20 protein-coding genes, 2 tRNA genes and 4 pseudogenes are annotated in these 24,027 nt (G+C 47.3%); 10 read left to right on the top strand and 16 right to left on the bottom strand.

Translation table 11 applies throughout. The annotated features are described in order from the left end of the window. Nucleotides 1-2: 2 nt before the first annotated feature. Genes A3SI_RS17955 through A3SI_RS21875 form a run of 5 tightly spaced genes read right to left on the bottom strand, consistent with a single transcriptional unit; the run spans nucleotide 3 to nucleotide 4,399 of the window. Entirely contained in the window at nucleotides 3-521 is a 519-nt protein-coding gene (locus A3SI_RS17955; protein ID WP_162098397.1) for an FkbM family methyltransferase, read from the bottom strand. Further along, on the bottom strand, nucleotides 467-844 hold the full coding sequence (locus A3SI_RS19265) for a class I SAM-dependent methyltransferase (protein ID WP_009053081.1): 378 nt from the start codon (nucleotides 842-844) through the stop codon (nucleotides 467-469). The genes A3SI_RS17955 and A3SI_RS19265 overlap by 55 nt, the downstream gene beginning before the upstream one ends. Next, nucleotides 841-2,313 (bottom strand): glycosyltransferase family 4 protein, encoded by a 1,473-nt coding sequence (locus tag A3SI_RS21865; protein WP_316929014.1) that lies wholly within the window; start codon nucleotides 2,311-2,313, stop codon nucleotides 841-843. Before A3SI_RS21865 ends, A3SI_RS19265 begins: the two co-directional genes overlap by 4 nt. Then, nucleotides 2,274-3,641, bottom strand: coding sequence for a hypothetical protein (locus A3SI_RS21870; protein WP_316929015.1), 1,368 nt, complete (start codon nucleotides 3,639-3,641; stop codon nucleotides 2,274-2,276). Before A3SI_RS21870 ends, A3SI_RS21865 begins: the two co-directional genes overlap by 40 nt. Continuing rightward, on the bottom strand, nucleotides 3,617-4,399 hold the full coding sequence (locus tag A3SI_RS21875) for a hypothetical protein (RefSeq protein WP_316929016.1): 783 nt from the start codon (nucleotides 4,397-4,399) through the stop codon (nucleotides 3,617-3,619). The genes A3SI_RS21870 and A3SI_RS21875 overlap by 25 nt, the downstream gene beginning before the upstream one ends. A 55-nt stretch (nucleotides 4,400-4,454) precedes the next feature. On the opposite strand from A3SI_RS21875, the gene ffh reads away from it, so the two are divergent. Beyond that, nucleotides 4,455-5,792: a signal recognition particle protein gene (gene ffh, locus A3SI_RS00225; RefSeq protein ID WP_009053083.1), complete on the top strand. Its 1,338-nt coding sequence runs from the start codon at nucleotides 4,455-4,457 to the stop codon at nucleotides 5,790-5,792. A gap of 238 nt (nucleotides 5,793-6,030) precedes the next feature. Here the strand turns inward: ffh and dprA are convergent, their stop codons facing one another. From dprA to galE, 5 genes and pseudogenes are all read right to left on the bottom strand, one after another. Beyond that, nucleotides 6,031-7,179: a DNA-processing protein DprA gene (gene dprA / locus A3SI_RS00230; protein WP_009053084.1), complete on the bottom strand. Its 1,149-nt coding sequence runs from the start codon at nucleotides 7,177-7,179 to the stop codon at nucleotides 6,031-6,033. Continuing rightward, the gene (locus tag A3SI_RS00235; RefSeq protein ID WP_009053085.1) at nucleotides 7,139-7,492 is read right to left on the bottom strand and encodes a MerR family transcriptional regulator; all 354 of its coding nucleotides are present in this window, start codon (nucleotides 7,490-7,492) and stop codon (nucleotides 7,139-7,141) included. Before A3SI_RS00235 ends, dprA begins: the two co-directional genes overlap by 41 nt. 110 nt (nucleotides 7,493-7,602) lie before the next feature. After that, nucleotides 7,603-7,676, bottom strand: a tRNA-Asp gene (locus A3SI_RS00240). 26 nt (nucleotides 7,677-7,702) lie between these two features. After that, nucleotides 7,703-7,776: transfer RNA gene (locus tag A3SI_RS00245), tRNA-Asp, on the bottom strand. A gap of 133 nt (nucleotides 7,777-7,909) precedes the next feature. Continuing rightward, nucleotides 7,910-8,925 (bottom strand): annotated as a pseudogene (galE, locus tag A3SI_RS00250) (UDP-glucose 4-epimerase GalE). Nucleotides 8,926-9,033: 108 nt separating this feature from the next. On the opposite strand from galE, the gene A3SI_RS00255 reads away from it, so the two are divergent. The 6 genes and pseudogenes from A3SI_RS00255 (at nucleotide 9,034) to A3SI_RS00275 (ending at nucleotide 13,311) form a co-directional block, all read left to right on the top strand. After that, nucleotides 9,034-9,966, top strand: coding sequence for a UDP-glucuronic acid decarboxylase family protein (locus tag A3SI_RS00255; protein ID WP_009053086.1), 933 nt, complete (start codon nucleotides 9,034-9,036; stop codon nucleotides 9,964-9,966). 203 nt (nucleotides 9,967-10,169) lie between these two features. Then, nucleotides 10,170-11,118, top strand: a pseudogene (locus A3SI_RS00260) (acetyl-CoA carboxylase carboxyltransferase subunit alpha). A 2-nt stretch (nucleotides 11,119-11,120) separates the two neighbouring features. Continuing rightward, nucleotides 11,121-11,960: an MBL fold metallo-hydrolase gene (locus A3SI_RS00265; protein ID WP_040669678.1), complete on the top strand. Its 840-nt coding sequence runs from the start codon at nucleotides 11,121-11,123 to the stop codon at nucleotides 11,958-11,960. Continuing rightward, complete coding sequence (locus A3SI_RS00270; protein WP_316929017.1) at nucleotides 11,950-12,477, top strand: patatin-like phospholipase family protein; 528 nt, start codon at nucleotides 11,950-11,952, stop codon at nucleotides 12,475-12,477. Before A3SI_RS00265 ends, A3SI_RS00270 begins: the two co-directional genes overlap by 11 nt. A 17-nt stretch (nucleotides 12,478-12,494) precedes the next feature. After that, entirely contained in the window at nucleotides 12,495-12,746 is a 252-nt protein-coding gene (locus A3SI_RS21880; protein WP_316929018.1) for a hypothetical protein, read from the top strand. 8 nt (nucleotides 12,747-12,754) lie between these two features. Next, a pseudogene (locus A3SI_RS00275) lies at nucleotides 12,755-13,311 on the top strand (1-acyl-sn-glycerol-3-phosphate acyltransferase). A gap of 50 nt (nucleotides 13,312-13,361) precedes the next feature. Here the strand turns inward: A3SI_RS00275 and A3SI_RS00280 are convergent. Continuing rightward, the gene (locus tag A3SI_RS00280) at nucleotides 13,362-14,105 is read right to left on the bottom strand and encodes a LytR/AlgR family response regulator transcription factor (protein WP_009053089.1); all 744 of its coding nucleotides are present in this window, start codon (nucleotides 14,103-14,105) and stop codon (nucleotides 13,362-13,364) included. A gap of 573 nt (nucleotides 14,106-14,678) precedes the next feature. Here A3SI_RS00280 and A3SI_RS00285 point away from each other — a divergent pair. Further along, a pseudogene (locus tag A3SI_RS00285) lies at nucleotides 14,679-16,541 on the top strand (ATP-binding protein). 140 nt (nucleotides 16,542-16,681) lie between these two features. Continuing rightward, nucleotides 16,682-18,352: a histidine kinase N-terminal 7TM domain-containing protein gene (locus A3SI_RS00290; RefSeq protein ID WP_009053091.1), complete on the top strand. Its 1,671-nt coding sequence runs from the start codon at nucleotides 16,682-16,684 to the stop codon at nucleotides 18,350-18,352. 24 nt (nucleotides 18,353-18,376) lie between these two features. Here A3SI_RS00290 and A3SI_RS00295 read toward each other — a convergent pair whose 3' ends face one another. The 5 genes from A3SI_RS00295 to mnmA all read right to left on the bottom strand — a co-directional run bounded on the left by A3SI_RS00295 (nucleotide 18,377) and on the right by mnmA (nucleotide 22,786). After that, nucleotides 18,377-18,802, bottom strand: coding sequence for a hypothetical protein (locus tag A3SI_RS00295; RefSeq protein WP_009053092.1), 426 nt, complete (start codon nucleotides 18,800-18,802; stop codon nucleotides 18,377-18,379). Between the two features lie 491 nt (nucleotides 18,803-19,293). Next, nucleotides 19,294-20,139 carry a M28 family peptidase gene (locus A3SI_RS23040; RefSeq protein WP_394330335.1) on the bottom strand — a complete coding sequence of 282 codons (846 nt, stop codon included), beginning with the start codon at nucleotides 20,137-20,139 and terminating at the stop codon, nucleotides 19,294-19,296. Further along, nucleotides 20,088-20,783: a PA domain-containing protein gene (locus tag A3SI_RS23045; protein ID WP_394330336.1), complete on the bottom strand. Its 696-nt coding sequence runs from the start codon at nucleotides 20,781-20,783 to the stop codon at nucleotides 20,088-20,090. The genes A3SI_RS23040 and A3SI_RS23045 overlap by 52 nt, the downstream gene beginning before the upstream one ends. A gap of 135 nt (nucleotides 20,784-20,918) precedes the next feature. After that, entirely contained in the window at nucleotides 20,919-21,566 is a 648-nt protein-coding gene (locus A3SI_RS00305; RefSeq protein WP_083836408.1) for an RluA family pseudouridine synthase, read from the bottom strand. A 5-nt stretch (nucleotides 21,567-21,571) separates the two neighbouring features. Beyond that, nucleotides 21,572-22,786, bottom strand: coding sequence for a tRNA 2-thiouridine(34) synthase MnmA (gene mnmA / locus A3SI_RS00310; RefSeq protein WP_040669681.1), 1,215 nt, complete (start codon nucleotides 22,784-22,786; stop codon nucleotides 21,572-21,574). 238 nt (nucleotides 22,787-23,024) lie between these two features. Between mnmA and A3SI_RS00315 the strand changes: the two genes are divergently transcribed. Then, nucleotides 23,025-24,014, top strand: coding sequence for a 6-phosphofructokinase (locus A3SI_RS00315; protein WP_238531536.1), 990 nt, complete (start codon nucleotides 23,025-23,027; stop codon nucleotides 24,012-24,014). Nucleotides 24,015-24,027 lie beyond the last annotated feature (13 nt).

Genomic DNA, 24,027 nt, shown 5'->3' on the forward strand with positions numbered 1-24,027 from the left:
GGCTACGATCTGATAATCAAATTACTAAAGGCAGGTAACTCCCCAAGCGGAAGCAGTCTGCCGCGAAGGCCGACCCGCTCGAAACGTCTGTAGCCGAGCTCCCTTAGAAAGCTAAGAAGTTCTTCAGCCGTGTATCCTGCTGCGGCACAGGCTTGTTTGTTGACCTCTAGCAGCAGGGTGGGGAGATGCGCTCTTAGGGTCTGCTCAGCACCTTTTAAGGCCGATAGTTCAGCTCCTTCGATATCGATTTTGATAAAGTCTATACGCTTTATGCCTTGCGCTTTACAGACTGCATCTAAGGTGTCCAGCACAATCTCTTCTAAGGCCTGCTGATGCTGAGCGTCCTGAAAAAGGGTATTTACCCCTTCATTCGCTCCCGCGCGCGTGTACAGCATTTGCCGTCCAGGGGTCTCCGCTAGCCCGATAGGTAGACAGGTAACGCGATCGTGGAAGGCAGGGTTTTGCTTCAGCTGTCGGGTGAGTTGTGAAAATAAAGGCGGGAAAGGTTCGAAGGCGTACACGTGGCCCTGGGGCCTACCTTCCGCGCTGCCCAAAGCGTATATTCCCCTTGGTTGGCACCGATGTCCAGCACAGTATTTCCAGGTTGTAGTAGATTCTCCATCGCGAAAATAGGTGCCCAGTCATGCGAGCCCCTCCAATACATGGCCGCTCCCATTTGCTGTTCTGGCTTGATCTCAAACTGCACGCCTCGAAACTGGTAGCGGCGATTTTCCTTCCGTGTTTTCACTTGGAAAAACAAGCTTCGCAGCGCCTTCGCTATAAAGTAGCCTCCAGGAATCCAGTAAACATTTCGGGCGATTTTGGCCGCTAATTTTTCCATCATATCCGTATGGCTTCTTGTAAATATTCCCCGCGCAGTGTGCTATCGAAATAGGTTTTGGCTCGGTTTTGCGCCCGCTGGCGCAAAGTCCCCCATGCCTCCCGCTCACTTTCGATCTGCTTCCACAGTGCTTCCCAGGCGTAGAGCGTCCGGTAGGGGAGGAGGTAGCCGCTTTCACCGATAATGTGGGGCAGGTGCATGGTCTGGGCCACGATCGGTAAGCAACCTGCCGCCATGGCTTCCACTAAGGCACATCCAAACCCTTCAAAAAGAGAGAGTTGCAGGTAAAATCCGCTACAGCGGTAAAGTTCGCGTAAGGCTTCAGCATCTAGGCGCCCGAGCAAGTACACATTTGGCGGTAAGGAAGAATGTTTTTCTGCCGCTATCCCTGCGATATGAAAGGTATATTCGGGCATCTGTTTTGCTAGTTCTCCTATAAAATCCAAGCCTTTTAAATATTCTTGGCCCGGGCCCATCACGGCAGCAAACTGTTTTTCCTGTCGTGGCAGCTGGTGGGGCGCCGCCCAAAAGCGGGTATTTACACCCTGCCGAATGATGGCCACCGGACTCAGTAAATCCGGAAAATGGGCATAAAGCCCCTGCTTTCGGTTTTGAATCCGCGTGTCGAAATGAAGCTCGGTCCATACTAAAGCGCTGGACACTGGAAATAGGGCAGTCGCCCATTTCAAACTCCAGTGTATGGCACGGCGCAAGAGTGGGATGCGAAGACTGCCATAGCCCAGCTCGGGAAGTGCCGCCACATCGGTTCCATGCAGCACGATGTACACCGGCTTGCCGTACCATTTGCCTAGGAGCGTGGGCAGAAAGGACCAGTAGCCCGCAAACTGCACCAAGACATAATCCACCTCAGCCAGTCGGCGAAGGAGAAAGAGCCCTTGGCCCAGGAAATTCCCGATCGCTTTTCGTTTATCAGTCCAGGGGCGCACATCCTGCAGTACCTCAAAATAGTTTTCCAGCTGGGCCTGATCTTCTTGTATAAAACTGCTCGCTTGTGGAAAGATATGCAGTAATTTAGGTGGCATTCTCCTTTGTTTTTGGCCGAAGGCTACCCCAAGAGCTCCGAGTAAAAGCAACACACTCACATACTGGAAGATGACCAGCAGGGTCTTGGTGCCAAAATAACTCTTCGGCTCGAAGCGCATGCTGATCTCGTAGGCTCCCTCGGGCAAGTTGAGCCCCCGCAGGAGATAGTTGACCCGATAAATCGGTAGCTCCTCGCCATTAATTTCAGCGACCCAGCCTTCTGGGTAGTGAATTTCCGAAAAGACGGCGAGGCCAGCTTTATCCACCTGTGCGGCATAGCGCAAGCGATCCGGCCGGCTGTCCAGCAGTTCCAGTGTCCCTGCACCTGGAGAAAGCGCCTCCTGCTGTCGGACATCCATCACGGCTACGGTAGCCGTATTCATCCGCTTCAGTTTATCCATCTCTTCCTGTGCGCTACGTACATGCACCACCTCTCGGGGAAACCAGGCCGGACCGAGGCGCGGGGATTACGAAATACGCTTTGTTCCGAGCGCCCCGCCATGAGGTAGCGCGTATTTAGCATATTCAGGATGGGGAGGTCTTGATAATTAAACTGTCCCTCCTGCGCGGCGAGGATAAAATTATCTATTTCAGGGCTGATGCCCGCTTCGATTAGCTCTTGGTAGCGCCGCATTTTCGCGCCATGATAGCCGCCGATACTTGCAAAGCGGTAGGAGGTCCGGGCTTCATTAAAAGGATTCTCGAGATTAAAAACCCGGAAATAGCCGGAGTCTTCGGCGATTTTTTTATCGGCAGGCGTTTCGCCAAAGAAGGCGGCAGCCGGGCTGGTGCGCATGGCTTCTTCTCCAAGGTAGCGTTTGTTAATGATCCATAGATCCACGGTCAGGATTAGTACCATCAAGCCGATACCGATTTCACTGCGCAGTTTATTTTTCCAAATGGCCCAAAGAAGCGCTGCGCTTCCAAGGATCATCGCGAGACTGGAGAAGGCACTTCGCAGGAAAAGGCTACGGCGATCGGCGCGAAGGGCATCTACGAGCCAGTCGGGTAGATTGGCATCTACTTTTCCTCTAAAATCGAGGAAGAGTGCTCCGAATAACAAAAACACAAGTGGCACGCCCGCCATGATGGCAAGCCCCTGATAGCGCTTTTTCTCCGGCCAGTCCTTCGCGAGAAACTGCTCTGCACCGAGCGCACCGAGGATGGGAATCGCAAACAGGGTGATGCTGAGTGCCATAGTCACAGCTCTAAATTTATTATAGCCAGGTAAGTAATCGAATAGGAAATAATTTACGCTGCTTAAATTGGCCCCTAGGGCCAAAATAATTCCTGTAAGTGCCATTCCTAAAAAGATCCAGCGGTAGCTTTTTTCTGCGAATAGCAGGCCGAGAATAAAGAGCCCCAGCATGAGAGCTCCTCCGTAAATAGGGCCTCCTGTACCGGGCTGATCCCCCCAGTAGGTCGGCGCTCCAGCGGTGAAGCCACGAATCTGGGAGCCATCTGCACCCTGCTGCCGCAGCACCTTTTCCGACTGGCTATCTGGTCGCAGTGCTTCCACGCTGCCTCCGCCATAGAGGTAAGGAACCAGCAGGGTAAAGGTTTCTAACTTGCCCTGTGACCAGTTAAAGGCATAGGCTTTTCCTAGCCCACTTTCACCTTCCTGCTGTTCTCCGGGCAGGTTCGCGGCGCCACGTGTGGAGTAGGTTCCGTATTCGAGGACAGTGGCGATGCGGGTGCTGTTCGCACCAAAGGCAATGCCTGCAGCCAGGATTAGTACGCCAATGGCGGTACCCATCTGTGGGAATTGCTTGCGGCGCAGCCTGCGATGATGCGCGGGATACCATAAATTAGAATGACAAGTAAGGTGTAATAGGTGATTTGTAGGTGGTTAAATTTCAGCTGCAGCATGAGTGCAAAGGCAAAGAGCGCCATGCCGAGCAGGGTTTTGCGTTCAAAAACCAGGTGCATGCCGGTGAAGATGAGTGGAATCAAGCAGATGGCCCAGATTTTCGCATTATGGCCTGCGTCTAAGCTAATGAGGTGGAAGGTGTTAAAGGCAAAGGCAATCGCTCCGAGGGCGGCGATGCTGGATCGGATGCGGAAGCTGAGCAGCAGCACATACATGCCGATCATGCCGATAAAAAGGCTGTTTACCGGATGCGGCAATCCTAGGCTAATCACTTTTAAGACGCTATTTGTGATGTCGCCGGGTACTTCTAGGCTCACTAGGTAGGCAGGCATGCCACCAAAGAGGCGGTTCGTCCAGAGGAGCTGTTCCCCTGTGGCTGCTCGATGGTCTAGGATTTCCTTAGCGCCACCTTCCCACTGCAAGATATCGTTTTGGAAGATGATCTTATCGTCGAAAACGAGTGGAGAAAAATACACGAGCACCAGTAGGTAAAAACCGATGAGGCTGAGTGCATGGGGAAGAATAGAACGAAAATGAATGGATGGCATGTCTTTTTTGGCATTTGCTTCGCAAAATAAATAAATTCCTACTAGGATTCCCTCCATCGGACAGGAAATAGGCGATCGGGCAGGTAATTCTTGCATTCCGCAGGTTTAGAAATAGTTTTTGCTTATTTTTGCATGAAAAGAATTTCGCGACATGTTTGATAATTTAAGTTATAAATTAGATCGGGCGTTCAAAACGCTGAAAGGTACTGGGAAGATTACAGAAATTAATGTGGCCTCCACAGTAAAAGAAATCCGTCGTGCGCTAATCGATGCGGATGTTAACTATAAGGTAGCCAAAGAGGTAACAGATACCATCAAACAGGAAGCGCTTGGACGCGATGTACTGATCGCCGTTTCTCCGGGCCAACTTTTAGTCAAAATCACCCAAGAGGAGCTTACCAAATTAATGGGGGGCAAGAAAGAGGATATCAACTTGCAGGGTGATCCTGCTGTGGTGCTAATTTCAGGTCTTCAAGGTTCTGGTAAGACAACTTTTTCTGGAAAACTAGCGGGTCAATTAAAAAAGCAAGGCAGGCAGGTATTATTAGTGGCCTGTGATATTTACCGTCCGGCAGCGATCGACCAGTTAAAGGTGCTCGGTGAGCAGATCGGAGTAGAGGTGTATGCTGAGCCTGAGAATAAAAATGCTTTAGAAATCGCCAGCCGTGCGATTGCGCATGCGAAGAAGACGGGTAAAAAGACCGTAATCGTCGATACGGCGGGTCGTCTAGCTGTGGACGAGCAGATGATGCAGGAGATTGAGGCATTGAAAAAAGCCTTAAATCCATCGGAGACACTCTTTGTGGTGGACTCCATGACGGGTCAGGACGCTGTGAATACGGCGAAGACCTTCGACGAGCGTCTGGATTTCGACGGGGTGGTGCTAACCAAGCTTGATGGGGATACCCGTGGTGGTGCGGCGATTTCGATTCGTCACGTGGTCAATAAGCCGATCAAGTTTATTTCGACTGGGGAAAAGATGGAAAACATCGATGCTTTTCATCCAGATCGTATGGCGCAGCGAATCCTCGGAATGGGCGACGTTATTTCCTTAGTAGAGCGCGCTCAGCAGTCTTTCGACGAGGATGAGGCGAAGCGTATTAATGCTAAGATTCGTAAAAACCAGTTCAATTTTGATGATTTTCTCTCTCAACTGGAGCAAATCAAGAAAATGGGGAATCTCAAAGACCTCATGGGCATGATTCCTGGCATGGGCAAGGCGTTAAAAGGTTTGGATATCGATGACGATTCCTTTAAGCCGATAGAAGCGATTATCCGTAGTATGACTCCTGCCGAGCGCGAGCACCCAGATATTTTAGATGGTAGCCGTAGGAAGCGCATCGCAAAGGGCAGTGGACGCAGCATTACAGAAGTAAATAACCTGCTGAAGCAGTTTAATGATATGCGTAAGCTAATGAAGCAAATGAATAAAATGGGCGGTGCTCAAAAGGCTTTAGGTTCTATGGTTCCTAATATGAAAAGGCGGTAGGGCAGGTGCTGCGTAGCTCTACGAGCGGCAGCTTAAAGTGTCTTATGCACAGCTTCGCCTATCGGCGTATTCTTTTTTCACCTTTCTTTTTTATCCTCAGGTAAAAAAGAAAGTTTTTTTATGCGTAATCGGGTCATAGGAGCAGCTTGTCCCATCACCCGCCTAATTGTGTTAGGGCTGAAATGCTTTAAGGTGGTACTTTTAAGCTACAGTCCTTAAGGTCAGCTTTGAAAGCGCATCATGCAGTCCAGCGAATTTTATTTCCGGGTAGGCTGCAAAGGACACCTTCAAATTCCAGTTTAAGTAAACTAGGAGCGAGAACAGCTGAGTTTAAGTGAAGCGCTCGGCAGAGGGCATCAAGGTGACTTTCTTTATGGATTTCCAGGAATTCCACCACGGCTAATTCGGTGGCGGAAAGGGAACGCTTATCTAAAAGGTTTTTAGGGCGGTTGCGCTTCTTTTCTTTTGGTTCGTTCCAGTGTAATGCCTTGGCTACCTGCCGTGCATCCATATAAATCGCACTTTTCAGTGTCTTTATTAAGGCATTACAGCCTTCGCTGTAGGGTAGCGTTAAATTTCCAGGTACTGCGAAGACTTCTTTTTGATAGCCATACGCGAGTTCTGCGGTGATGAGCGCCCCACCTTGTTTGGCTGCCTCGACCACGATGATGGCGTCGGATAGACCCGCTATTAGCCGGTTTCGCTGTGGGAAATTGCTAGGGAGCATTTTCTCTCCCGGGCGGTATTCACTGATTAAAGCTCCCGTCTGTACGAGCGCTTTCGCTTCCTTTTCATGCTGACTGGGATAAATTTGATCTAAGGGCGAGCCTAATACTGCCCAAGTAGAAAGCCCGAGGCGCATGGCATGCTTATGTGCCTGAATGTCGATACCATAGGCTAGTCCAGATATGATGGTGGGCGTATAGGGGCTCAGTTCTTCTATGATGTGCTTGGTAATTTGAAGACCATAGGCACTGGCGTGACGCGTTCCTACAATTCCGACGGTACGAAGTGGGCTGAGGTTGTGGCTGGATTCCTGTTTGACGAAAAGCACCAGAGGACTGTCCTCAATTCGGCGCAGTCTGTCGGGATAATGGGGGTGAGAAAAATGGAGAACCTCCATTCCTCTTTTGGTTGCTTGTTCTTGGATACGGTGAGCTTTTTCGAGCCATCGATTCGCTTCTTTCGCATGCTCTAGCACTTTTAGCGTTATGCGTGGGATACGCAAAAGTTGTTTTGGTGGCCAGGTGAATAGGTGGGAAGCCTTTCCCGTATAGCTTATTAAATTTTTAAAGGCAAGAGGGCCTAAATTAGGCATGAGGCTTAGTGCTACCTCATAAAGCGCTTCACCCTCCGGTGCGCTGGTCGAGAGATTGTCTGATTTCATGTAAAAAATGTTTGATCGCCTTTAATCTTTCGATTAAAGCAGCTTTATCGTAAAAAGTATTTTGCTGCTGCTTGACCACCTCCTGTGCACCTTGAATGGTGTATCCCTTCTCTTTTATAAGATGATGGATAAAGCGCAGTTTTTCGATGTCTTCTTTTGTGAACTGACGGTTGCCTTTTCTGTCCTTTTTTGGCTTGATTATCGAAAATTCACCCTCCCAGTAGCGAATGGCAGAAGTGCTTACGCCCATAAGCTGTGCTACCTCCCCGATGGTGAAGTACTTTTTCTCGATATCTTTTTCTTTATACGGCATAGGTCTTTCTACGTAACAAAGATAAGAATTAAAAAAATGAAAGGCGACATTCAAGTACTTAGAATGAAACGGTCATAAAACAAAAAAAGCACCATGTGGTGCCTTTAATGCGGAACGGACGGGACTCGAACCCGCGACCTCCTGCGTGACAGGCAGGCATTCTAACCAGCTGAACTACCACTCCTTATAACAAACATAACAAAACAAAAGCGGAATGGACGGGACTCGAACCCGCGACCTCCTGCGTGACAGGCAGGCATTCTAACCAGCTGAACTACCACTCCTTTTTAATTTGTTATGCGCTCCCTTCTCTTTTGAAGTGATGCAAAGGTAAGTTTTTGTTTGATAAGTGCCAAGCTACCAAATAAAAATTTACTGTTCACTTATTTATGCGCTTCATTATCAGCTACTATAATTTCAGCCCTTGCTCAGCGCTAGCTGCCATCTCCAAGCATCTCGTAATGCATCTTCTAAAGAGAAAGCTGCTTTCCAGTTCAGTAGCGCAGCTATTTTCGTAGTATCTGCCCATACCTGCTCCACATCACCCGGTCTGCGGCTGGTAAGCTCGTAGCGTAGCTTTTGGCCGGAGGCCGATTCGAAGGCATGAATCACTTCCAAGACGGTATTTCCCTTACCTGTCCCCACATTAAAGATGTCGATAAAATTATCGGGCTGCTTTTCTACGTACTCTAGGGCTTTCAAATGGGCATCAGCGAGATCCATCACGTGAATATAATCGCGCACACAGGTACCATCCGGAGTCGGATAATCACTGCCGAAAACGGAGAGTTTTTCTCTTAGGCCGACTGCGGTTTGTGTGATAAAGGGGACCAGGTTATTTGGCACTCCCCTTGGCAGCTCACCGATGAGAGCGGAAGGGTGTGCGCCGATCGGATTAAAATAACGTAAGGAAATAATTTTCAGCCCACTTTTACTGTTGATTACATCCTTTAAGATGTCTTCACAAATTTTCTTTGTATTTCCATAGGGGCTTTCAGCAGGCTTTCTCGGCGTATCTTCCGAGACGGGGAGCAGTTCAGGTTGCCCATAAACTGTACAAGACGAGCTAAAAACAAGGTTTTTCACCCCATATTTCTCCATGAGGCGCAGTAAAACTACTAGGCTGCCCACATTATTTTCATAATAGTTGAGCGGTTTCTGCGTGCTTTCTCCCACGGCTTTGTAGGCTGCAAAGTGTATCATACCGTCTAGTTTTTCTTGGCTAAAGAGGGAATCCATAAAGCTTGATCGTTACAGTCACCCTCGTAGCAAGTGATTTTTTGTTTGGTAATTTCTTCTAAGCGGTCTAAAACGAAGCGCTCGGAATTATTAAAATTATCCACTATGACTGGTGTGATGCCGCTCTCGATCAGTTTCACGGCTGTGTGGGACCCGATATATCCTGCTCCACCTGTTATGAGTACTTTCTGCATGTGCTAAAAATTAAAATCGAATCAAAAGTAACAATAATTTTTTTTTGGAGGTGAATTCTGATATTTTTGTTTGCATATCATACAGCTAAACCCATAAGAAAGCTTTTTATGAAACGAATTTTAGTAACTGGCGGCGGCGGATTTTTAGGGAGCCACCTCTGCGAACGTCTTTTAAATGAGGGGAATGAAGTTATCTGCATGGATAATTTTTTTACCGGGAGCAGAAAGAACATCCATCACCTCCTAGATCATAAGGACTTTGAGCTGTTCCGTCACGATGTCACTTTCCCTACTTATTTGGAGGTGGATGAAATCTACAACTTGGCTTGCCCAGCCAGCCCTGTCCACTATCAGTTTGATCCGGTTCAGACCACGAAGACTTCTGTTTTAGGTGCTATTAACATGCTAGGTTTAGCTAAGCGTCTGCGCATAAAGATTTTACAAGCCTCTACCTCTGAGGTGTATGGTGATCCAGAAATCCACCCACAGCCTGAAAGCTACCGAGGAAATGTAAACCCGATAGGCCCGCGTGCCTGCTACGATGAGGGCAAGCGTGCTGCAGAGACTCTGTTTTTCGACTACCATCGCCAGCATAAGGTGAATATTAAGGTGATGCGAATTTTTAATACCTACGGGCCTCGCATGAACCCGAACGATGGCCGCGTGGTGAGTAATTTTATCGTCCAGGCTTTAAAGGGGGACCCGATTACTATCTATGGAGATGGTTCGCAGACCAGGAGCTTCTGTTATGTGGATGACCTGATCGAGGGTATGTACCGCCTGATGAATAGCCGCGATGGATTTACGGGGCCTGTGAATATCGGAAATCCAGGCGAGTTTACGATGGTGCAGCTCGCTGAGCAGATTATCGCACTTACGGGTAGTAAAAGTGAGTTGGTGTTCCGTCCATTGCCACAGGATGACCCTTTACAGCGTAAGCCAGTGATTACATTAGCGAAGGAGGAACTGGGCTGGGAGCCCAAAGTAGTATTAGAGGAGGGGCTGAAAAAGACGATCGCCTACTTTGAATCGATACTTTAATTAGGAAGTGAAGCGTTTAATGGGCTTTTTCTTGTCTTTAAGGCCACTATAAGGCTATAGCTGCGGTTTAGAGCGTGTAACATTAGTGCTCGCCATCCGTAAGCGTTTCAGGAGGCTTTCCGTCCGTCGGGGAGCCTCTTGTTTCATTTTACTTTACGTTCATAAATTAATTCTTATATTTGTTTCCGGTAAAAAGCATTAAAATGGTACTAGAATTCGAGAAGCCTATTGCAGATTTAGAGTCTAAGCTTGAGGAAATGAGAGTGTTAGCAAAGAGCAAAAACATGGATCTCAGTGCTGACATCACCTCCTTAGAAGAAAAAATAATGGAGCTAAGAAAGGAAACTTTTGCGAATTTAACACGCTGGCAGCGTGTGCAGCTTTCCAGGCATCCTGACAGACCCTATGCCTTAGATTACATATACGAAATGACCGATAACTTTATCGAGATTCACGGTGACCGTACCGTACGCGATGATAAAGCGATGGTGGGTGGTTTCGGTGACCTTAACGGGCGTACGATTATGTTTATCGGGCAGCAAAAAGGCCGGAATACGAAGCAGCGTCAGGAGCGGAATTTCGGCATGGCGAATCCTGAGGGCTACAGAAAGGCACTTCGTCTGATGAAAATGGCCGAGAAGTTCGGTAAGCCAATCGTTACGCTTATCGATACGCCGGGAGCATTTCCTGGTTTAGAGGCCGAAGAGCGTGGTCAAGGTGAGGCAATCGCTAAAAACTTACGCGAGATGTTTAAGCTAAAGGTTCCTGTCATCTGCATCATTATTGGAGAGGGTGCCTCAGGTGGAGCACTCGGGATTGCGATTGGAGACCGTGTCATCATGCTTGAAAATACCTGGTACTCTGTTATTTCACCAGAGTCCTGTAGCTCTATCCTATGGAGAAGCTGGGACTACAAAGAGCAAGCTGCAGAGGCCCTAAAGTTAACCTCATCAGATATGCTCGCCAATAAGCTTATCGACGGCATTATTCAGGAGCCTTTAGGCGGTGCACATAAAGATATGAAAGGGATGGCGCAAGCAGTCAAAGCGACTATCTTGGATACGTTAAAAACTTTAGACGCATTAAGCCCTGAAGAAAGAATCGATGCACGCATCGAAAAAATTCTGCTCTATGGGTGTTGTACAAGAATAAACATGGAATTAAAAGTTATCGAAACAGGGTTCTTTAAGTTAGATGGCGGAGCGATGTTTGGTGTGGTTCCTAAGTCTCTTTGGTCACGAACGAATCCTGCTGATGAAAATAACTTGTGCACGTGGGCGATGCGCTGCCTCTTGGTAGTGGATGGCGCACGTGCTGTTTTGATAGATAATGGAATCGGAAATAAACAAGATGCCAAATTTTTTTCCCATTATTATTTACATGGAGAGGCCAGTTTAGCGGGTTCTTTGGCCCAGGCCGGCTTTCAACCAAAAGATATTACTGATAATTTCCTGACTCATCTACATTTCGATCACTGCGGTGGTGGGACCGTTTTAGATAGTTCAGGGCGTATCGTTCCTTATTTCTCTGAGGCGCGCTACTGGTCGCATGCGGCACACTGGGAATGGGCCATCCATCCAAATGGGCGAGAGAAAGCCTCCTTTTTAAAGGATAATCTCTTCCCGATGCAGGACTCTGGTCAGCTCCATTTCTTGAATGAGGCTGCAGGTACCTTTATGCCAGGGATGGACTACTTTACAGCGGACGGACATACGGAGAAGCAGATGATCCCCAGGATTACGTATAAAGGACACACCATTGTGTTTGCGGCAGATTTACTTCCTTCCGTGGGTCACATTCCCTTACCCTACGTGATGGGGTACGACACTCGGCCGCTAGTTACGTTAAAGGAAAAAGAGGCCTTTTTGCGCGAAGCCGCAGAAAATGAATATGTAATTTTCTTAGAACATGATCCCAACTATTCCTGCTGTACGGTGAAAATGACCGAAAAAGGGGTGCGTTTAGATCGTACATTCCACTTGCATGAGCTCTAAAGCAACATTAGGCATCGCCCTCTCCGGAGGTGGAATTCGGGGCATTGCACACTTAGGTGTGCTACAGGCGCTGAATGATTATGGTATTTTCCCTACGCATCTATCGGGCAGCTCAGCGGGCGCCATAGTGGGTGCTATGTATGCGAAGGGCTTCGCCCCAAAGGAGATTTTCGACATAATCGTCCAGACGAATTACTTTAAGTTTATTCGTCCTGCTATATCTTGGACGGGAATTTTAAAGATGGATACCACCGAGGAACTCTATCGAAAATACTTGGGGGAAGATAGTTTCGAGTCGCTAAACGTAAAGTTGACGGTGGCGGCTACAGATATTCAGCGGGGCAAGGTAATCTATTTTAACCAAGGAGAGCTAATAAAGCCTGTGATGGCTTCTTCATGCATCCCAGGAATGTTTGATCCTATCCAAATCGGAAATAAGATTCTGGTGGATGGGGGCGTTTTAAATAATCTGCCGGTGGAGCCTTTAGAGGCGTCTGTGATACGATCATTGGCGTAAACTGCAACCACTTACCCATGGACGCCTCAATCACGAACATTAAAAAACTGGTAGAGCGCACTGTGATCATGTCCATGAATTATAATGTGTATAGTCGAAAAAGCAAGTGCGATTATTTTATAGAGCCTAAAGGACTGGCGAAGTACGGCGTATTTGATATAAAAAAGGCACAGGAAATTTACGATGCCGGCTACACAGCGGTCATCAATTATATGGACGAGCAGCCAGAATTAAAGCAGTTCGGGATGACAAGGGTAAAAAAAGCGTAGTGTTTCTTATGAAGTTATTAGCAAAACTTATATTTTTTCTCTCTGGCTGGAAACTGAATAACCAGTGGCCGGAGGGGCTCAAAAAGGCAGTGTTAATTGCGATTCCGCATACGAGTAATTGGGACATCGTTTATGCACGCGCCGCCTTTTATCTGATGGACATTCCTGTTCGTTTCACGATTAAAAAGGAAGCGATGGTAGGGCCTTTAGGTTGGATTATAAAAGGACTTGGAGGTATAGGGATAGACCGTAAGCGAGTACCAGGAGGTAGAAAACAGACCTACACCGAGGCGATGACGAATATGTTACGAGAAAGTGAGGAGCTAGTCATCATGGTGACGCCAGAAGGAACGCGTAAGTATGTGCCGAAGTGGAAAACTGGTTTTTATCATGTCGCGCTGGGCGCAAATGTCCCCGTGGTAGTAGGTTATTTAGATTACAAGAAGAAAGAGGCAGGGATAGTCCTATAATCATGCCGAACGGTCAGATAAACGAGCAGATCGAAGAGATGATGGCCTTTGGCAGGACTGTAGTGGGAAGACACCCTGAGCAAGGTATACGCTAAAAGGCTGTTTACAAGACGGAAAAGCCACTCCTTTTGTAGGAGTGGCTTTTTTATAAATTGATTTTATTAACGGAGTCCATAAGATCGCTGTAGTACATTCTTCCAAGGGGAATGGTGTCATTTTCAAAGCGTATCTCTTTGGCGTTAAACGCATTGATCAACTTAATATTTGCGATAAAAGATTTATGTACGCGAATAAAGTAAGATTCAGGCAGTCGGGACATGAGGTCTTTTACGGTATTTCGGATGGTGATCGTTTTATCCTTTAGATGGATATGCACATAGCTGCCTTCTGTTTTTAGGTATTGTATGTGGTCGATGTTCACCCTTTTTAACCAGCCTTTTTCACGAATAAAGAACTCGTTAGCGCTTCCTATTATATCGGGCTCTATGGTAATTCCTTTTCCTCTGGTATGGTGTTCGTAGCTGTTTAGTGCTATAGTTACTGTGGTAATGAGTGTTTCCTTACTGTAGGGTTTAACGATGTATCCTTCAGGAACAATTTCTTTTACCTCATCTAAAATCTTCTTTTCTGAGGAAGAGGTAAGGAAAACGATGGGGATGGCCGCCAGTTCTCGGATCATTTTTCCTATAGCGATGCCATCATGCTTTCCCTGGAGCCGAATGTCTAGGAGGACTAGGTCCGGCTTGTTAAACTCCAAACTTTCCTTTAACCCTTCCGAGGAGGAAAGGATTTCAGTCACCTCATAGCCACTAAGCTCTAATAGCTCTTTTGTATTCTCTGCTAGAGAAAAGTTATCTTCGATTAGTAATATTTTCGGTATATGGCGCATGGGCTGGGTAATGATTTTTTACTTGTATACGGTATAAAGGCTATAAATGATAATTTGGTTATACAAAAATATGCATTAATTTTACTTGAGAGCTGCTTAGCTCGAAATAAAAAGACCACAAACACGATTATGCACCCTATCGTCACCGCTCTTGTCAACGAAGACTATGTTATAGAAATCGCCACTGGCGCTATCGTCCATCATAGCGAAAAGTTACTGAGTAGCTTCGGTCCTGAGATCAAAAAGATTCTGCAGAGTAACGACACCTGGCAAAAGTCGGCTGTGCCCATCCAAAATCCTGTCACTTTGCAGGAAAAGCTTCGTTTGCTTGATCAAAGTAGTGATTCCAAGATGGAATATTTTTTTCGGATAGAGGAGGAGCTCTTTGAGGTGCAGGATGTTTTTTGGAAGTCTAAAGATGGTCAATACCTAAAGGGCTTTCTTTTTGTTAAGGATGGTCGGACTAGAATAGAGTTTAGTGGCCAGTCTTTAGCAGATATCATCGAAAATGTACCCTATCCTTATGCTGTGTTTAATAGGGAGCTCACCACTGTGCATTTGACGAATCGTCTGATGATCGATCTGCTACAAATTCCTCTTTCGGCCTTTTCAGAAGGGCTACCTCTTCATTTGTTTTTTAAAGATCAGGAGGTATTCCAAGCTGTAATTGATTGGATTTTTAACTCTCCAGAAAATGTCACAAATGCAGATGTTTCCCTATTCTTAGGGGAGGATGGACCCCGTTGGTATGAACTGCAGCTGGTTAAAATTAAAGTAGATAATGTTCCCTGCGTTTCGGTTTTTTTACGCGACATCGATTTGTTAAAAAGGACGGAGTATGAATTGCTTCGAAAAAATAGTGCGCTTGAACAAGTGATCCAAGTTCAAAATGCCTTTCTGCTACCGCACAAGGATGAAAAGAGCTTAGACACGTTAATGACCCGGATGGCTGATTTGTCGTATTCATCGCTTGGGTTTATTGCTAAAGTTAAACGCGAGCAGCTAAATAGTCACTACTCCCTACGATTTGATGCCTTCGTGCAGTTAGATGCTGTAACACCTTCTCCAGCCGATGTTAAAGCCCAAGAGAAGGAACTGGAGGAGATTATCCAGCAGTGCGTGTTAGAGAAAAAGCCTACGTATGCATTTTATGCGAGCAAGAGTAACCGTGAAATAAAGTCATGTCTAGTAATGCCCGTATGCTGTGATGGTACACTAATCGCCTGTGTGGGGCTGGCGAATAAAGCGGATATGTATACGAAATACGATGAAGGTTTTTTAGAGCCTATCGCAGCTGTCCTTGGAAATATTTATAAGACCAAGGAAATACAACGTGAAAAGGAGTTTTTTGCCGAAAACGCAAAGGAAAAGGAGCTGATTTTTCAGCGGTTTACGGAGAGTTCCAGTGATATTGTCTTTATTCTCAACGAAGACTTACAGTCTGGCTTTGTGTCCAACTCTATACTTAAGGTATTAGGTTTCTCGGCAGAAGACAAGAAGACGCTTAAAACCATGGCTGGACTGTGTAAAGAAGCTTTAAAAGAGAAATACCGTACTGCTGAAAATACCTTTCGCCTAGTTAGAAAGATTAAAACATTCGATAAGTCTTTTCGCTGGCTAGACACCTCTATAAATATCATTAAAGACAAAGAGGGGCGTGTCTTTAAGTATTTCGGCTTATGCCGTGATATTTCGCTGCAGATGGAATCTGAAGATGTGCTCCGTTCTACTCTTAAAAAAGAAAAAGAATTAAGTGAGCTGAAGTCGCAGTTTATATCCTTGGTTTCTCATGAGTTTAAGACTCCCTTATCTATCATGAAAAGTAGTACAGAAATCGGTAATCTTTACTTGGAAAATCCTGACACTTGTCGGCCAGAGAAAATGCGAAAACAGCTCGATAAAATTTCAAATGAAATAGCAAATTTGAACAACCTACTTGAGCGTCTCCTCAACAGCGAAAAGTTGAATCAGGGACAGTTTCCCGTGAACAAAGAAATGATCCAAGTAGGGCAGTTTATTAAGCACTTTCAGCAGCAGCACTGTATCGTAGATTATGTGTCTCTTCACATGCAGCCTGATGTACAAGGAGTCTACTGTCACTGGGATATAACGCTTATCGAACAAGTACTCGTCAACTTAATCGATAATGCCTTAAAATATTCCGAAAAAGATGCGCGTCCTCTTGTAGAGTTTGAGTTGGATGGAGAGGTTCTTCTTGTTCGCGTAACAGATAAAGGCATCGGTATACCTGAAGAAGAACTGCGAAATATTTTTGAGCCTTTTACCGCGCGGAATGTGTGAGATATTCCAGGGTCAGGACTTGGACTGGCTACTATCGATAAGTTTTTAGCACTTCATGATGCCCATCTTCAGATAGAGAGTAAACTAAACCAAGGGACACGCTTCGAAATGAGATTTCCTTTAATAGGGATTTAGAAGTCAAGAATACTGCTGAGTCCATCTATTCAATAGGTATTTTCGTAAATACAGGCGTTGTGTTTTGATTTAATTTTATTTATTTTAAATCATCAAAATAATAGTCTGTAAGCAGTTTTAGTTGAATAAAAGGATTAAGCGTGAATTTAGGACAATTACTTGTATTTATCCCGGGATTAGTGAATTTTTTGGTGATACTTTATATGCTTTCACACACGAAAAGCTATAAAGGAGCTAATCTTTTTTTACTTTTTCAAACTGCCTTACTTTTTTGGCAAGTTGAAGAATTTTTCCTGCGCCAAACAGGCCTTTCCTATGCGTATGCAGTGGCACTGGATCAAATGTTCAGCATGGGCTGGCTAGCCCTTGGGGCTTTGCTCCTCCATTTTGTAATTGACTTTTTACAGCTTCCGCAAGCAAAAAATAGAGTAATACTTGCCCTTATCTGGTTGCCCTACTTTGTTTTTTTTGGCCTGTACCAGGCCAATCCCCAGCCGAATGCTTTTAATCAACATGAAATTTGGGGATACACACTGGCTATACGACCGGATTCGACAGACTTAATCCAAAGACTCTGGTTAGTTACACTCGTCTTCATCGCAATCGGCTTGCTAATCTATCATTATGCGCTGAAACAGACAGATAAAATAAAGAAAAAGCAGATCGGGTTACTGCTCCTAGGACTCGCCTTTCCTGTAAGTGTGGGCTTTGTGTTTCAAATTATTTTCCCATTTATCGGACTTCCGGATATCCCACTCACGTCCATGGGCATGCTTTTCTTTACAGTAATTGCCTTTTATGCCCTTACGAAATATCAGCTCTTCGATCCAAATCAGGAGGTACAAGCAGGGGAGGTCTTAGATCAAATGTTATCGGCTATTTTAATAGTTGACCTAAATGGCCACATACTTTACCTCAATCACCGGGCCATGGCGCTTTTTGGTGAGTTTCCCCAACAAAAACCTGCTCTTGATGCTTTGTTTACGCTTTCCATACCCATCGAGCGTTTTCTTTCTTTAGGCTGGAGTGGAGCCCAGTCGAAAGAAAATTTGAAGGATGTGGAGTTTTTTAACATGCGACATCAAAAGCGTTATGCAGTGGAGGCTGTTCCTTTATTTAAACATAACAAGCAAGAAAAGCTGCTTTTGGTCCTGAAAGATAGGGTAGAAGAGGAGCAAGCATTATTAGAGGTAGAGCGACTCACACAGGTAATGGCTGAGGATAAAGGGACTGCTTTTCAACTCTTTTGGGAGCTGGACCTGCAGCAGCAGCAGGTCATCTGGGGAAATAGTTTCCATATCCTGTTTTCTTTCCCAAGTGAGTTTAAGCCGAATCGGCTGGATGAGGCTTTCTATGGGATTGTGTGCCCTGAAGATCGACTCATGCTGAAAAGGAATTCGCAGAGAGCTTGGGAAGGCTTGGCCTCAGGGGCCAATACCTGGGAGTTTGGACTCTTAAATCATAATGGAGATAAAATTCGCGTACGGGAACATTTTTTTGTTATTCGTGATACGCATAATCAGCCCAAGAAGTGCTTTGGAACCCTTTCCATTATCGATGAAGCATGGAATCCAGCTGCTTTGGCAGAAAAGCGTGGCGAACAGTTGAAAAAAATCGCCTGGACCCAGTCGCATCTCGTCCGAGCGCCTCTGGCAAAAGTGATGGCCTTATCCGACTTATTAGCTACCGCTTATGAAGAAGATCCAGAACAAGTGAAATTTTACGTAGAAGCGCTGCAAGAGTCCGCTGAAGAATTAGACCAAATTATACGGCAAATCATCGCAGACTCTCACGGAGAAAAAGTAGCCTAATTAGCTACATGGCCGCTAATAACTTTATAGACCTGTTCCCGCAGGCTCTATCCGGACATCATCAAAAATAAGCTGACCGCGCACACCTTCTTCCATCACGAAGAAAATGGTTAGGCTTTCCAGATCCTGTGCGAACTGTGGCAACTGTAAACGGACAAAAATCCAATCAAAGGTGCCGGACAACTCTAAAAGACCAGAGCTCGTGATAAAGTTGATGCCCATGGCACGCTCATTTCGCAGGGGGGTGCCGCGAACACTGATAAAGGCGCCGCGACTAGTCGAAAATCGTTCCACATCGATGGCTTTAACACGAACATGAAGCTGCCAGTTGGTTAAGTTCGCTCGAAAAGGGCCCTCTATCCGCTGCGACCAAGTGGCACCACCGCGAGAATCAATATCTTCGTTTTCCAAGCTTAGCGCGAAACCATCGTCCCAAGTGCTGGGAACCACCGCTGCTCGGAAGCTCCCACTCTGGAAACTTCTCCAAGGCCGAATGTCTCCGAAGTTATCGTCTAAAGAACCATTAACACCTGTGGAGTCATGAAAGCGATATTCTCTTCAGGCATACAGGCATTGAAAACAAGAAGTAAGCTAAAAACACCAAATAAATTGCATAATTTCCTCTTCATCGCTTGTTATTCTTTTATTATCCCCCTTTTTAGTAAGTAGAAAAAGAACGATAAAAGGTATGGCGAGGTTTAGACTTCGTTTATAAAAATTAGAGGAGAAGTAGTTAGTCTACCGTTCGTCATTTTTTATTTGCTATATTCGAAGCTTTTTAAATTTCGTTCGAAAAAAGAATCGTGTATACTAGGGTTTCGCTACCCCTGGCGGTGATGCTCTTAGTCCCTTTGCTTAAAGATAGGCCGCTCCAAGTAGTTACTTTCTCAACAAAAAAAAATAAGGGCCGAAGCCCTTATATAATCTCTTGCGCGAATGCACTACTTCCGATTGGATTCATAGAGTGCCTTCGCTGCCTCTTCGTATTTATCGCCCGGCGTCCACTTCGGTCTCTCCGGAGCATTAGCGATTTTATCAGCAGCAAGTAAGTAAGACTTCCAGTACAGCAGCGCATAATCCAAATCAAAATTATCTACCTCATCAGATGGCTGATGATAATGACGCGCTATCTCCTCATCGAAAGCCGTAAAGCCTAAAGAAAATGTCGGTGAAGGAACCCCCTTACGCGCGAAATTCACATTATCAGAACGATCATATAAATTTTGCTCGGGTGCAGGGTCTGCGATTGCCTTCAACCCAAAGGCCGCCACTGCTTCACTAATTAAAGGATCTGCGCTGGTGCGCCCTAATCCGATGACGGAAATAATAGACGTATCGTTATAGCCGGCATTATCGATATTCAAATTATAAATCGTTTGCTGCAGCGGCACTACGGGATGTTCCACATAGTACCCACTACCTAATAAGCCCTTTTCTTCCGCTGTCCATGCAGCTAAAATCACCGAACGCTTAGGGGGATGCTGCGCAAAGTACCTTGCCGCATTTATCAAAGCTACCGTACCTACAGCATTATCCCGCGCACCATTATAGATGGAGTCCCCCTCCGCATTGGGCGCGCCCACACCTACATGATCATAGTGCGCACTTAACATGATATACTCATCGCGAAGCGCGGCATCCGTACCTTCGATTACTGCGATGACATTTTTACCGATAATCGGTCGGTTTTCTTTTCCCGTAATTTCAAAATTAGCTTCCGAAATAGTCCCTGAGCCTACCGCATTGATAAAGGTATTGCGCGGATCCTGTACCCAAACATACGGCAAAGCTGCTTCTCCAGCGCCTGATCTACACTCAGGCGGGGGCTATTTAAAAAGCGCGTCACAAACTCCCATGGCGCCGTCGGGACATTATACACCTCGATAATGCCAGCCGCACCATGCTGAGCCGCTAAGCGCATTTTTTCCCTTCCCATCGCAAATAAATCCGAGGGGCTCAAACGACCAGGAGCACCCACATTACAAACGACCACCTTGCCAGCAACTTCTTTTCCCGTATAATCCTCTTCCAGACCATAGCCAACGACCACCAGGGGGAAATTGCCCTCCAGGGCACCTCCATCCAAGACCATAAGCTCCTTACCCTGAGAAAAAGTACGCTCACCGGCGGTAAGCTGCCCCTTTACCGGGGGAATCGACAGTCGAAAAGGGACATGCTGGTAGTAGGGAGCATCTAAATTTTCAGGAGAAATAGCACCATATTTCCAAAACTGCTCCGCTATAAAGCGCGCCGCAGCGTCCACCTCAGGACGTATCGGATCACGCCCCATCAGCTCATCCGAAGCTAAATAACGAAAGTAAGAAATAGAGGCGCGCTCATCGAAAGTGGCTTCCACGGCCTCTCGACTCCCCTGCGCACTTAGAAAGCCCACACTCAGGCACAGGAATCCAGATAAGATCAGTTTTTTCATTTTCATATTTTTCAGCTTTTAAAGAAAGCCAATTGCCTCAGAAGAAACAAAGGTTTTAGGAGAAATCCGGCATCGGAAGCGATAATCGGTCACAGGCAGCACGAAAATCTGCAGGCAGGGGAGCTTGCAGATGGATCACTGACCAGCCTGCTCGGGATGGGGTAGCCGCAGCTCCACGGCATGCAGCAGCATGCGCGTAATGCCCTGATACTGCCTGAGGTAATTATTTTGCGTATTGTCTCCATGCTTACTATCCCCGATGAGATAATGGCGCTGCATGGCTAAATGGCGGCGAATCTGGTGCATTCGGCCCGTCTGGGGCTCCGCCCAAAGTAAACTATAGCGGGAGCTCGGATACCGCCCCGTACTATTAAAAGCACAGGTGGAGCGCGAGAAAACACGAAAGTCTGTGCAGGCGTCCTGAAGTGGCCCATCTAAGTCTTTAGCTAGCGGCCGCTCCACACGGAAAACATCAGCAGCAGGCCAGCCCCGCACCACAGCCACGTATTTTTTCTGCACTTCCTGACGTAAAAAACTCTCCATCAAGATCCGAGCGACCTGCTCATTTTTTCCAAGCAAGATCAGTCCGGAAGTAGCCCTATCAAGGCGGTGCGCCAAGTAAGCGGGTGCCTGCGTGTAAGCCTGCACCCAGCCTACCAGCGTCTCGGCTAAGGGCTCCTCTGCCCAACCATTCGGATGAACCAAAAGCCCGGCCGGCTTGTGGAGGACCAGCAGTGCCTCATCCTCGAAAATGACGGTCGGCATCAGAGTGGAATCTAGCATGTCCCTTAAAAGATGGTGCCAGAACCGATGGTTTCTCCATCCTGATACCAGGCCACAAACTGCCCGCTGGCGATTCCTTTCTGCGGCTGCTCGAAAAGTACATACAGCCCCTTATCACGCATAAACAAGTGCGCAGGACTCAGCGCCTGGCGGTAGCGAATACGTGCTGCATACTGCGCATAGCCGCCCACAGGGAGCCGTAGATCTTCTCGTACCCAGTGCACATCCGCCTCGGGGACGAAGAGGCCATAGCCCAAAAGTCCAGGATGATCCTCACCTAAACCGGTATAAATGTGGTTTTCACGTGTGTCGGTTCCGATCACAAAAAGAGGCTTACCTGTACCGCCCACGTGAAGCCCTTTTCGCTGCCCGATCGTGAAATAATGCGCCCCACGGTGCTGACCCATTAGCGTGCGGTGGGCTGCGCCCAAAGCCCGAGGCAGACAGATTTCATCCAAACGAGCTGTGCTTATGTCGGCGCACAGTTCTTCCGGACGATGTGCCTTCCCCGCGAAAACAGGATCCTCCGGCTCTAATCGGTAAATAGGCCCTTCTTTTGGCTTAAGCTGCTGCTGTAAAAAGTCGGGCAGCCGCACTTTCCCGATAAAACACAGCCCCTGACTGTCTTTTTTTTCCGCTGTGGCCAAACCCTGCGCACGTGCAATGTCCCGAACCTGCGACTTCTGTAGATGCCCGATCGGAAAAAGGGCTTTGGACAGCTGTTCTTGATTGAGCTGGCACAAAAAATAGCTTTGATCCTTATTCGGATCCGCACCCGCCAGAAGACGATGCACTTCTCGACCCGCTACGCTGATACTGTCTTTCTGACAGTAATGCCCCGTGGCCACAAAATCCGCCTGCAGCTTTTCAGCGGCCTTTAAAAATATATCAAATTTTATCTCTCGGTTACACAGTACATCGGGATTCGGCGTACGACCAGCTTCGTATTCGCGAAACATGTAGTTTACGATGCGCTCGCGGTATTCTTCACTCAGGTCGATGGCCTGAAAAGGGATGCCCAGCTTCTCAGCCACCAGCATGGCATCCGTGCTATCCTCCATCCAGGGGCACTCATTCGAGATCGTGACACTTTCATCGTGCCAGTTTTTCATAAACATGCCGATTACCTCATAACCAGCCTCTTGGAGGAGATAGGCACTTACAGAGGAATCTACTCCCCCGGATAGCCCTACGACCACCCTTCCTTTTTTCTTTTCCATACTAATACACGGATTCAAGGTCCGGATTAAATTTTTATAGGGATGAAACAAAGCCCCCATTCTTTTTCGTTCACAAATTTACGTATATTTTTCACTTCAACCTGAAACCTAATTGGCCGAAAGGCCCAAAACATGCAAAAGAAAAAGCTTTTAGTATCGACTGGAGGGGGGACTGCCCTGGACTGAATGCGGTGATCCGCGGTATCACGAAGCGCGCAGCTGCCCATGGTGCTGGGAGGTGATCGGCAGTATGGAGGCCCTCACGGGGGTGCTCGAGACTCCACCGCGTCTGATGGTGCTTGACGAGCAGCGCGTAGCCGGCATCCACGTAAAAGGTGGTACCATTCTGCAAACTTCAAATAAAAATAATCCCTTAGCCTATCCCGTGCGCCAGCCCGATGGCAGCGTCGTCTACGAAGACCGAAGCCAAGCGCTCGCACAGCGGATCCTCGACATGGGTTTCGATGCCCTGATCAATATCGGAGGGGATGGCTCCCAAAAAATCTCTTTGGCACTGGCAAAACATGGCGTGCCAGTGGTCGGGGTGCCGAAAACCATCGATAATGACCTATCCGGTACCGATGTGACCTTCGGGTTTCAGACGGCCGTGCAGATTGCCACGGAAAGTTTTGACCGCCTGGTGAGCACTTCTGAGAGCCACCATCGCGTGATGATTATGGAGGTGATGGGACGCGGAGCTGGCTGGATCGCCCTGCATGCCGCCTTAGCCGGTGGAGCGGAGGCCTGTCTCATCCCGGAAATCCCCTACGATGTGGATGTGCTGAAGGAGCATATCGAAAAGCGCTACGATCAGGGGCGCGGCTTTGCCTGTATCGTCGTGGCGGAGGGGGCGAAGCCCAAAGCCGGTAAACTGACCTACCGCGAGAATGATTTTGGCTCGGAACATAAGCGGCTCGGAGGGCTGGCCTACACACTTTCGGCGCAACTGAAAGCGGCGGGACTGCAAGCGGAAATCCGGGAGACGGTCTTAGGACATGTGCAGCGCGGAGGCGTACCAGTAGCCTATGACCGCGTGCTGGCCTCCCTTTTCGGGGTTAAGGCCTTTGATCTGGTGGTGGAAGGGGCCTTCGGCCAAATGGTGGCGGCGAAAGGGAATGAAATAATCGCTACTCCTCTAGAAAATGCCGTTAGTAGCTATCATGCCGTGCAGCCCGATAGCTTCCTGGTAGATGCCGCGCGGGGCCTTGGCATATCTTTTGGTGAATAATGCGCTATAAATA

The organism is Nitritalea halalkaliphila LW7 (assembly GCF_000265075.1).
GTDB lineage: Bacteria > Bacteroidota > Bacteroidia > Cytophagales > Cyclobacteriaceae > Nitritalea > Nitritalea halalkaliphila.

Coding starts and splice junctions, on each gene's coding strand:
- A3SI_RS19265 (WP_009053081.1), bottom strand. CDS start 844: ATGATGGAAAAATTAGCGGCCAAAATCGCCCGAAATGTTTACTGGATT.
- A3SI_RS21870 (WP_316929015.1), bottom strand. CDS start 3,641: ATGGGTACCGCCATTGGCGTACTAATCCTGGCTGCAGGCATTGCCTTT.
- A3SI_RS21875 (WP_316929016.1), bottom strand. CDS start 4,399: ATGCAAGAATTACCTGCCCGATCGCCTATTTCCTGTCCGATGGAGGGA.
- ffh (WP_009053083.1), top strand. CDS start 4,455: ATGTTTGATAATTTAAGTTATAAATTAGATCGGGCGTTCAAAACGCTG.
- dprA (WP_009053084.1), bottom strand. CDS start 7,179: ATGAAATCAGACAATCTCTCGACCAGCGCACCGGAGGGTGAAGCGCTT.
- A3SI_RS00235 (WP_009053085.1), bottom strand. CDS start 7,492: ATGCCGTATAAAGAAAAAGATATCGAGAAAAAGTACTTCACCATCGGG.
- A3SI_RS00255 (WP_009053086.1), top strand. CDS start 9,034: ATGAAACGAATTTTAGTAACTGGCGGCGGCGGATTTTTAGGGAGCCAC.
- A3SI_RS00265 (WP_040669678.1), top strand. CDS start 11,121: ATGGAATTAAAAGTTATCGAAACAGGGTTCTTTAAGTTAGATGGCGGA.
- A3SI_RS00270 (WP_316929017.1), top strand. CDS start 11,950: ATGAGCTCTAAAGCAACATTAGGCATCGCCCTCTCCGGAGGTGGAATT.
- A3SI_RS21880 (WP_316929018.1), top strand. CDS start 12,495: ATGGACGCCTCAATCACGAACATTAAAAAACTGGTAGAGCGCACTGTG.
- A3SI_RS00280 (WP_009053089.1), bottom strand. CDS start 14,105: ATGCGCCATATACCGAAAATATTACTAATCGAAGATAACTTTTCTCTA.
- A3SI_RS23045 (WP_394330336.1), bottom strand. CDS start 20,783: ATGAAAAAACTGATCTTATCTGGATTCCTGTGCCTGAGTGTGGGCTTT.
- A3SI_RS00305 (WP_083836408.1), bottom strand. CDS start 21,566: ATGCTAGATTCCACTCTGATGCCGACCGTCATTTTCGAGGATGAGGCA.
- mnmA (WP_040669681.1), bottom strand. CDS start 22,786: ATGGAAAAGAAAAAAGGAAGGGTGGTCGTAGGGCTATCCGGGGGAGTA.